Source organism: Pseudarthrobacter sp. lyk4-40-TYG-27, assembly GCF_030209295.1.
Lineage (GTDB): Bacteria > Actinomycetota > Actinomycetes > Actinomycetales > Micrococcaceae > Arthrobacter.
The window spans coordinates 44,666-54,679 of the sequence record NZ_JARVSH010000016.1 but is presented as its reverse complement, the minus strand read 5'-3'; the positions used below and the strand labels follow the sequence as shown (position 1 = coordinate 54,679).

The window sequence follows — 10,014 nt, the reverse complement described above, 5'->3', positions numbered from 1 at the left end:
GGCAACACCCGGCGTGTCAGGCCAACCATGGATCCACCGTTATTCAGACAGTCCCCAGGGTGCGCCACACCCCAACCTGACAACACCACAGTCAGGTCTTGACTTATTTGTAGGATGGCCTAGAACTCAACCTCACAGGCACTCGGGTTGGAGGTTACGGTGGCGGACACCGGATCGGGTGCAGGTTCTTGACCAGGCCTTCACGGGTAAGGCCTCTGGCGAAGACACCGCCAGACCACAGCTTGCCGTAAGGGTGCAGCTGTGAATTATGCAGGGAGCGGGGTCAGACGTCGAGTTGCTGTACCAATAGCTCGTGCCGGTGGTGCAGAAGGAATTCATGGCGGTAGTGAAGGCCAATCCAAGGGGACGCGGTGAGTTCGTCAATATTGGTGGTCGGTTGGGGTGCGGGTGCCTCCTCGGTTCGGAGAGCTGTTTCCGGTACTTCCCCAGGCCATGTCATCTGGGAATGGGTTGCGGCACGAACGCGGCGGCGTGTGAGCATGATCTCTCCTCGGTAAATGCGCCCAGGATGTCCCGGACGCCGTTTGGTGAAGCGGGCCGCGGCCGTGGGTGGGTGCGGTGAGCTCAGTTGGGAGGCTGGAGTTCGTCGCCCAGGTTCAAAAAAACTTCCGTGTGGCTGTTCGGTCCTGATTAGAGTTGCGTCTTGGAATCCGGCAGTTCCGGAATTTTGGCCTGCACCCGCCCATAGCAGACGCCGGTCTTTGGGCAGGTGCAGGGGACTTGGGGATGCGCAGTGCACCTATGTGCTGGTGCGGCCAATGAGCCTTTGGCCCCGGCGGCGGAGCGTGCCGGAACTAAGCAACACGATCCGCGTTTAGGGCAGGCAGCTAGGGTGCATGGGACATGTCATTGCACCACAGGCAGGTCAAAGAGGAACTGTTTGGACCTCTTCGTCCGCGGTGATCTGGGCCAGGTGGTGACGTCCATCCCGTCCGGCCCACGCTGCGCCGTTGCACAGTGGGTCGGACGGGATGCATCGATCACCTTGCTCTACCGGTGGGGAGACTAGTAGATGTTTGAGGGGCGCACCAAACCTTCTGCGAGATCGCCGAACTCCGGATCGATGATGGCTCCGGGGTTGCCGATGATTTCCTCGACGATGGCGGTCTCGGTTGTAATCAAAAGTGCTGCGATTGACGCCGCGCTCTGCAGGGCTGTCCGGGTCACCTTTACTGCATCCATGACCCCAAGCTCTGTCATTTGACCGAACCGGCCCGATAAAGCGTCGAATCCGTGACCGGCTGGCCCGGCGATGACGTCCTGTATAACTTCGTCGCCGTCGAAGCCAGCATTGATTGCGATCCACCGCAGCGGCTCTGCTAGGGCCCGCCGTACGATGTCGCGTCCCACCGCAGCGTCTCCGGTCAGCTCGATCTTATCTAAGACCGCGCCGGCCTGGGCAAGTGCGGTGCCTCCGCCTGCGACGACGCCTTCCTCGATGGCCGCTTTGGCGGCGGCCAGTGAGTCCTCCACGCGGAGCATGCGTTCTTTGAGTTCGACGCTCGTCCTTCCACCGACTTTGACGATGGCGATGGTCCCGGACAGCCGGGCAATTCTCAGACGAAGGCTGTCCTGGTCGTGCTCGATCCGCGCGCGCTCGAGCTGTTTCTCCAGTTGACGGATCCGTGCCCCGACCAGTCCTGAGTCTCCGGCGCCCCCCGTGATCGTTGTCGTGCTTTCGGTAACGGTGACATGCCCGCATTTGCCGAGGTCCTCCTGAGTGACCTCGGATAGGAGGACCCCTGATTCCTCGCTCACCACCTTGCCGCGGAGGGCCGCGGCAAGGTCCTCCAGCTCGGCGACCCGGCGGTGACCGAAGCCCGGAGCACGAACCACCACCGACCTGAAGGTGCCGTGGACATTTCCGCTCACGAGCATCTGCAGGGCCGGTCCATCAACGTTCTCGGCCAGGATGAGAAGCGGGCGGTTGGCGCGGCGGGCGGTTTCCACGGTCGGCATGAGGTCCTGTACCTGGGAGATCTTGCGGTTGGTCAGCAGCACGAGCGGGTCATCGAGGCTGGCCTCCATTCTCTCTCGGTCGGTAACCATATAGGGAGAGATGAACCCGTGGTCGATCTCGATTCCGTCCACGACGTCCACGCTCATTCCGGGCTCGTCGGACTCCTCGACCTCCACGACGCCGTCCGGGCCCACAGCGCCCAACGCATCCGCGATCACACGTCCAATTCGCTCGTCATCGTTTGCGGCGAGGGTTGCGACCCTTTCCAGCTCCTCACGCTCCGTTACTGGGGATGCCCATGTGCGCAGTGTCTCAACTACCGCGTCGACGGTCGTCTCAATGCCCCGGCGCACGTGCATCGGGTTGGCACCAGCGTCGACGCTTCGCAGGCCCTCACGAACCATCGCTTGAGCCAGCACTGTGGCGGTTGTTGTCCCATCGCCGACCACCCCGTTGGTCTTCATCGCAACTTCTTTGACCAACTGCGCCCCCATGTTGGCGAAGGGCTCCCGTAGCTGGATTTCCCTGGCAATGGTGACACCATCGTTGGTGATTGTCGGAGGTCCAGTGAGCTTTTCGAGGACCGCGTTGCGGCCCCTAGGTCCGAGAGTAACTTTGACGGCGTCAGCCAGCGCGTTCACTCCATGCTCGAGCTGCCTGCGGGCGTCCTTACTGAATCGAAGTTCCTTGGCCATGGCGTCCTACTTTCCTTAGTGTTTACAGTGGTTTTGGGTTAGGGAATGAGAATGGCCCGGCCACGCACGTTGCCGTGGTGGAGGTCCTCGAGAGCCCTAGTGTGGTCGCCGAGCGCGTACTTGAACGTGTGGAGCCTGACCTTTCCCTGAGCCGCGAGCACCATAAGTTCCACCAGGTCGTTGTAGCTTCCGACGAGGTTGCCGATGAAGTTGATTTCGGTCGAAATGACATCGATCGTCGGAATATTGAGTGAACCTCCGTAACCGACAACGTAGTAGTTGCCGGCCCGGCGAAGCATTTTCACCCCGGCTTCGACGGCACCGCCTTCACCGACGAAGTCGATCACGGCCTCGGCGCCGTGGCCCCCCGTGAGCTCTTGCACGCGCTCCACAGCGCCCTCACCCGCCCTCACCGTGTGGGTTGCTCCCAACTCGGCAGCGAGCTCGAGCGCTTCGTCATTGGCATCGACGACGATCATCTCCGCTGGTGTCAGGGCGGCGAGCACTTGGATCCCGATGTGTCCCAGCCCTCCTGCGCCGATCACGACCACCTTGTCACCGGGCCGCAGATGTTGTGCGGCTTTTGAAGCAGCGTGGTACGCGGTGAGCCCCGCATCAGCAAGCGCCGCCACGTCGGCCGGTTCCAGGGAGGGGTCCAGCTTCACGGCAGAACGCGCACTTGTCCGCAGATATTCGGCGTAGCCACCATCGGAATCGATACCGGGAAAGCGGGAGTTTTCGCAATGCACGTCATCACCGAAGCGACAGGCCCTGCACAGTCCGCAGGTCACCAACGGATGCAGAATCACCGGGTCGCCCGGCTTGACGTTGGTCACCGCGGAGCCGACGGCTTCGACCCAGCCGGCATTCTCGTGGCCAATAGTGTAGGGCAATGCGACTCCGGACTTCTCCTCCCACTGTCCTTCGATGATGTGCAGGTCGGTCCGGCACACGCCCGCGCCGCCAATCTTGACGACAATGTCCAACGGGCCCTCCACTTTGGGGTCCGGCACCTCCACGAGCTCGGGTGTCTCATCGTATGCATTCAGCCGAACGGCTTTCATGATGCTCTCCTGGTGTTGGTGATGACTGTGGCGAAGGTGCCGTCGGGTCCTGCTTCACCGGTGTCGGCATAGCGGGTTGCGAGCAAGCCGCGGCAGAAATGAGCGTTTCCCTCGATCGCGATGCGGGTAGTCCTCGCGAAGCGCAGCCGCATAGGCACTTCTTCAATGGAAAGTGACTCTCCACGTTCGTTGACCAGCACTCGGGAGTGAGGGAGATTCGGCAGCCCTATTGCTTCTCGTCGTCGCTGGAGCGCATGCTTGTGGCTGTTTTCGGGCAGGTCGAACAGTTCGAGCATCGGCAGCTCCTCGACGGTCCATGTTCCCCGCCGTAGCATGTCCATGCAGACACGTTCTGTCGATGCGAGGTGCGCCTTGCGCTGGAACGTCGACCGCAACCCTTCCAGGCTGTCCTCGGCCTCCCCCCCGAAGGTATCGCGGTAGCCCGCGCCTGCGGCTATTCCTGCGTTGATCTTCTCGGAGTCGTGATGGTCGTCCAGTTCCACCGTGACACGCCCTATGCCGGACACCATCGACAGGGCATCGTATGCATCTGAGACCATCAAGTACGCGAAGTTTGGTGAGCAGAATGACGTGGGCAGACGCAGATGCACTTCCACCCCTTCAGCGTTGATCGCCACCGAGCGGACAAACCCAAGGGCGGTGATGGGTTGGTCAAGCTCGGGGTCAAGTACGGAGTCAAGTGCCGTCATCACTTCGGCCTCTAGAGAGATGACTTCTGCTGTCATGACAGGCCCGCACCTTCCTTGGCACCGATGGCCGGTTCCGCCTCGGCCTGGCCTGCGTCGGTGGGCAGACGCAGCTCGCCAGGAACGTCGATGTCGTAAAGGGCTGCGGTGTTGAGCCCGAGGATCTTCTTCTTCTGATTCGTCGTGATTGGCGAGTAATCGCTCATATCTTCCGGGATCTGGAAGTCCACGAACGTCTCGATCAGCCATTTTGGTGTCCAGAGCGCGTAGTCGCTGCCGAAGAGAATTTTGTCCTCACCGATCCAGTACAGGAGCTCCCCGATGACCTGAGCAAAGTAGCGGGGACGAGTGTGCATGAACGGGATGGCTACTGCGAGACCGCCGTAAACATTGCTTTCCTGCGTTGCGATCCAGCAGAAGTCCTCCAGACGGGGCAGACCGCAGTGCTCGACGATGAAGTTGAGATCCACGTAGTCCGTTGCGACCGCGTCGATGTCTGCAACATCGAACGCGTCCCGGTCGAGCGGCCTGATGGTCGGGCCTTTGTGCACGTGGATGTTCTTGATGCCGAGCTCAAGGCAGGTCTCCAGGTAGGTCCGGGACCACTTGTCGTCCAGCTTGTAGCCGCGCGAGTCGCCGTGCCACTCGGCTGTGTAGAGCTTGACGCCTTTTGGCCGGTACCTCTGGGCGGCTTTCTTGAACCGGTCAAGCCCTGCCTGCTCGTCGCGCGGGTCGTACGCCAGGTTCATTGTCAGCAGGTTGGGATTTCTCTGGGTTAGGTCCCAGGTTTCGTCCAGCCGTGCGAAGCCGTCATTGTAGAACTCCCGGAGAACGGTGGTCTGGGCAATGGCGTGATCGACGTAGCCGTCTTGGAACAGGTCTTTCATGAACCTGTCGCCGCCGTAGTAGGTGTAGGTGTCGTAGTCCCACACCTCGCTCTCGGGGCTGAGGTTCTTGTGGTAGTCATAGAAGCAGTCGATGAACTGCTTGCCGTGAATGTTTTTCAGGTTCGACTCGCGGCCGTCCCAGATGTGCACATGTCCATCGACAATGAAGTACTTCTCTCCAGCTTTTTCATACATGGCGTCTTCACTTACCTTCTCGTTGATTCAATAGCGTGGGATGCGAATGCCGGGGGATGTCCATCAGGAGGCATCCCCCGGCGGCCGCAAGGTCAGGGCGAGGCGGTCAGGTCGAAGCCGATGTACTGCGCGGCATCCTCCGGGCTTGCGAAGAGCATCGTCCGGTCGTCCAGGTGGACCATGCGCCCGTAGTGGGTCGAGCTAATCTCTTCGAAGATCGAGCCGTCGAACTCCTCGCCAAGCGCATCGCTGAGTTCGGCGTAGTCGAAATCAAGCAGCCGGACAGCATCCACTCGAATCATGGACGGATATTCCACGAGGTCGACGCCCTCCTTGGCACCCATGACGTCTGCGACGACGCGACCGATGGGGGTGTTCATCAGTGTCACGCCGCACATGTTCGAAAACGATGCGTCGGAACCAAATTGCATAGTCACGGGTTCAACTCCTTCGGAACATCGAGGCCTATTTCCTCGAGTAGCTGGCTGAATTTCTCCTTTGCGGAGGCGAAAGATTCGGCAAAGGTGCGGACTTTGTCCGCGGGTTGGGACCAGATCGGCTGCAGTGCGAGGGCGGCCTCGAGGCACCTGGGCACCCAAATGGTCAGCCAGGAATTGAAGAGTGTTTTGTTCTCTCCGCTGAACTCCTCATCGCGGACAAGCATTTGGAACAGCGCACGGGTGTAGGAGAGATCGCGGTTATAGTCGTTCTCACCCGTGCCGACGATCGTTGGGGTGATGTAGTCACCGTTCTTCGCAGCGATCTGCATAACGAGTTCGCTTCGGAAAAGCTGTCCCACCAGCTGCTCAAAGACCACGTTCGTCGCGAAGAGCAACTCCGCCCAGTCACCTGTGGCGGTCAACTCCTCAACGACCTTGCGCACGGGCTGCCACTCAGGGGCGCTCTGCCAAACCTCCTTGTGGGCTGCTCCGTCGAACTCCAGATGTGACTCCGAGAGGTCAAGGTTGAACAGGGCCAAATCCTGGGCGAAACGCATCTTATGCGCAGCGTTGATGGCAACGGCGTTGTTGATCATGTTGGTCGGGCACGACCGCTGGATCGAGGTGAAAACGTGCAGCGCGATGCCGTTCTCCGCGTGCATCCAGGCTCCCAAATTCCGGGAGATGAACCGGCTCCAGGGCCCGTTCCAGTGATCGTAGGCGTTCGCCCGCTTAGCGTTTTCCAAACACAGCGAAACCTGCCGGACGACCGCGGAGTTATTCCGGTAAATCGTCTGCTCCCACTCCTCGTTCGGGTCAAGGAAGGCATGCCAGTTCGACGACTTTGCGGTCGTCCATTCTTTCGGGTATCCACCCGGACCGTTGCCGAAACCGTAGATCCATCCTTGGGTGAGGTGACGGTCCGGGTCGGGCTGGACGTCGACCGTGACGTCCTCGTACACCGTGGCCCGGAGCTTGGCGGGTTTGAAATAGTTGTAGGTCCGGCTCCTGGAACTCGGGAACTCCAGGGCTCCGGCTTCAGAGTCTGTAAACTCTACTCGGGGAAAGCTGCGAGTCTTCGTCGCAACCGGTGGACGTTCAGCCATGTACTTTCAACTCCATCAGTTGGTGAAACTGCTTTTGTCTGTTTGTCTGTCACTTGCACGATCGTTGCGTTGTTTCTGCCCTTACTCCTCGCGCTGCGGGCTTTCAAACTTGTCGTAGAAGATTTGGTCACCCGGCACGCCATGCTGCTCGACCAGGACCATGGCTGCGTCCACCATCGGCGGAGGTCCGCAGAGATACACCTCGGTCTTGTTCAGCTCCGTCTCATGCGCCCCGACGACTTCAGTGACATTGCCCGGGAAGCCGAGCACCCCCAATCCGTCAATGCCCTCGGTGGACTCAGAGAGACAGACGATGAACTCAAAGTCAGCCAACTGCTCCCCTATGGCGCGAATCTCGTCGAGGTAGAACAGATCCCGCGTTGTGCGGGCACCGTAATAGAAGCGCACCTTCCGCTGGTCCCCGGTCTCACTCAGCCGCCTCAGCAACGAAAGCACCGGAGCCATGCCGGCGCCGCCGCCGATGAGCACGATCGGCATGACGTGCCCGTTCTTGAGGGTGAAGTTGCCGTAAGGACCCTGCAGGTCGATCATGTCGCCGACCCGGATGCCGTCATCAAGCAGGGCGGAGAACTTGCCGCCGGGGTACTTCTTGATAAGGAACTCGACATGGTCGGTCGTCGTAGGGGTGCTGGCCATGGAGAACGACCGGTAAGCAGTTGTCCCAGGAATCGTCAAATCAGCATACTGACCGGCCTTGTAGTTGAACACTGCCGGCTCCACGGGCCGTAGCTTCAGGCCGACGATGTCCCGCGTATGCGGGATGATATCAAGCACTTCAGTTCGAACATCCTGCAGCGGGATCGAGTTCAGAAGCTCATCCTCGTCGAAATTGAGAAGCTCGATGGTGCAGTCGCTGAAGGCATGCGCCTTGCAGAGCAGGACGTAACCCTCATCGACCTCTGCATCGTTGCACGCGAACGTCGAGTAATCCTCCATCTGGATATCGCCCTCCATAACAAAGGACTTGCACGCAGAGCAACGGCCCTCGCGACATCCGTGCATCAGGTGAATTCCCTGACGGAAGGCCGCATCCAGGATCTTCTCATCCTCCTCCACCTCCATTTCGATGTTCACGGGTTCGAAGCTGATTCGATGGGCGTCCGCCATGGCGTCCTCCAATTCTGTGTGGTTGCGGTTTGCGGGGTGGTGATGCCGGGAATCAACCCCGGCACCACCACCGATCGCGGCAGCTAGACGCTGACGTTGTCATTCGCTCGGTAGGCCGCGGCCCACGCATCGCGTTCCTGGTCGGACATCTCGTTCAGGAGAACATTGGGGCTCATGAACTGGATGCCGCGCATGTCATCGAGCGTCCACAGTTTCTTGGGATCATCCAGCTCAAGGTGCGGTTGACCAACGAGGGTCTTGCCGTCATCGCGGACGTAGCCGAGGTCCTGAATGATGTCGGCCAAGTCCTTATTGTGGTGAAGCGTCTCCCACTCCCTGTGTCCTGTGAGCCGGCCCATATTCGGGGTGTCCCGGCCTTCGTATTCGGGGCGGAACGCCACCTTGTCGGTCCAAGCGCAGGTCTCCGAGCAGTACGTCCGCCACTGTCCGTCGACCTTGTCGACCACAATGTCCTCGCGGATGAGCGCGGGGACCATGCAGGTCCAGCAGCGGTGCGGGTACTCGTACCCGACCTCTTCAAACGCGATCGGCTTGTTCCGGCCCGGGTAGGCCATCCTGTTGTAGTTTTCCCACCACTTGCCGAACCGGGAGTACCAGCCGGGGTACTTGTCCTCGAACCACTCAAAGTCGGTATCCGTCATCGCGTCGATGCGCCAGTAGTTCACCGGCCAACCGGTCGCGAAGAAGCGCGCGGTCTCGTGGACGTAGAACTTATTCGTGATGCGGTTCCACGCCTCCTCGACCAGGTCGTGCGGGATGACCAACCCGTACTTCTCAAGCGGGAGCAGATAGCTGCGGTAGTAGTCATCGTAGATCCAACGACGCCACATCTCCGCGTAGGACTCACGGTCCTTGCGGCGGTCCTTAGTGCCATACTCGATGAACGTCCCGATAGCAGCGTCGACAACACAGTGGTTGTTCCACCACGCATAACGCAGGTCACGTTCCAGGAGCGGACGGTTCCGCTCGTCCGCAAGAGCCATCAAAAGGATCGAGTATCCGTTACTGATGTGCCGCGACTCGTCCGACTGTACTGAGTGGAAGACCGTCGGCAGCAGATAGTCACCGTTCGCGGCCGCTTCATCAGGCATTGCGACGAACAGCGTGTTGGTAAACGCGGTTTCCGCAACGACCGTGAGGTAAATATTGGCAGCCGTGATCGCGTCACCGGTAATGAACCCTTCACCGAACTGCCGACCGATGGTGCCAGCGTAGTTGTTCGCGAAGGCCTTCTCCGTCATGTCAAAGCCAGCCGGGTCGATGTAGTTATTCATATACAGCTTCTTGAGGTTCATCTGAATCGTCGAGTGCCGAACCTCGTCAATCATCTGCACCGCGAGACCGTTGTGGATCTCAGGATTGGGTACCGCGTCAATCGCCATCGGCATGGCACGGGCTGCCGAGATTTCCGGGAACGGAATGATCGACAGGAAGAGCTTCTGCCACTCCAGCCAGCGCTGCTGGACCTGGCGGAACATATTGCCGCGGATTGCTCCGTCCATGGCGCCGAAAACACGGTTGTCCTTCTCCTCCTCCATGGGAAAGTAGGAACGCATGATCTGCTTCAGCGGATCCTTCTTCGGTGCCTTCTCGAAGGTGTAGTCAGTGCCGAACCGGGTCGCGGGCGTCGCGAATGTCGGTTCCCATGTAAGTTCAGAAATCTTTTCGTGTGCCTTAGTCAGGCTCTGTCTGCTCATACGTGTAGTGCCTCCTGTGAAACGGCAGGAACATCGGTGGCCCGGCCAGGCGGGCGAGGGCGTTTTGCCCGTGTGCTCAACTTCACAGCACCA

The 10,014-nt window shown here is 60.0% G+C and carries 8 protein-coding genes; all 8 read right to left on the bottom strand.

All coding sequences use genetic code 11. From position 1 onward, the window contains the following. Window positions 1-1,026: 1,026 nt before the first annotated feature. Window positions 1,027-2,676 carry a chaperonin GroEL gene (gene groL, locus QRM96_RS20245; RefSeq protein ID WP_285320753.1) on the bottom strand — a complete coding sequence of 550 codons (1,650 nt, stop codon included), beginning with the start codon at window positions 2,674-2,676 and terminating at the stop codon, window positions 1,027-1,029. Between the two features lie 38 nt (window positions 2,677-2,714). After that, window positions 2,715-3,740, bottom strand: a complete 1,026-nt coding sequence (locus QRM96_RS20240) for an NAD(P)-dependent alcohol dehydrogenase (protein ID WP_285320752.1) — start codon at window positions 3,738-3,740, stop codon at window positions 2,715-2,717. Continuing rightward, window positions 3,737-4,486 carry an iron-sulfur cluster assembly protein gene (locus QRM96_RS20235; RefSeq protein WP_285320751.1) on the bottom strand — a complete coding sequence of 250 codons (750 nt, stop codon included), beginning with the start codon at window positions 4,484-4,486 and terminating at the stop codon, window positions 3,737-3,739. The genes QRM96_RS20240 and QRM96_RS20235 overlap by 4 nt, the downstream gene beginning before the upstream one ends. Further along, complete coding sequence (locus QRM96_RS20230; protein ID WP_285320750.1) at window positions 4,483-5,529, bottom strand: amidohydrolase family protein; 1,047 nt, start codon at window positions 5,527-5,529, stop codon at window positions 4,483-4,485. Before QRM96_RS20230 ends, QRM96_RS20235 begins: the two co-directional genes overlap by 4 nt. A gap of 92 nt (window positions 5,530-5,621) precedes the next feature. Beyond that, window positions 5,622-5,960: a propane 2-monooxygenase effector subunit MimD gene (gene mimD / locus QRM96_RS20225; protein ID WP_285320755.1), complete on the bottom strand. Its 339-nt coding sequence runs from the start codon at window positions 5,958-5,960 to the stop codon at window positions 5,622-5,624. 2 nt (window positions 5,961-5,962) lie between these two features. Beyond that, complete coding sequence (locus tag QRM96_RS20220; protein WP_285320749.1) at window positions 5,963-7,075, bottom strand: aromatic/alkene monooxygenase hydroxylase subunit beta; 1,113 nt, start codon at window positions 7,073-7,075, stop codon at window positions 5,963-5,965. Window positions 7,076-7,156: 81 nt separating this feature from the next. Then, the gene (locus tag QRM96_RS20215; RefSeq protein ID WP_285320748.1) at window positions 7,157-8,203 is read right to left on the bottom strand and encodes an FAD-binding oxidoreductase; all 1,047 of its coding nucleotides are present in this window, start codon (window positions 8,201-8,203) and stop codon (window positions 7,157-7,159) included. An 83-nt stretch (window positions 8,204-8,286) separates the two neighbouring features. Next, on the bottom strand, window positions 8,287-9,921 hold the full coding sequence (locus QRM96_RS20210) for a ferritin family protein (RefSeq protein WP_285320747.1): 1,635 nt from the start codon (window positions 9,919-9,921) through the stop codon (window positions 8,287-8,289). Window positions 9,922-10,014 lie beyond the last annotated feature (93 nt).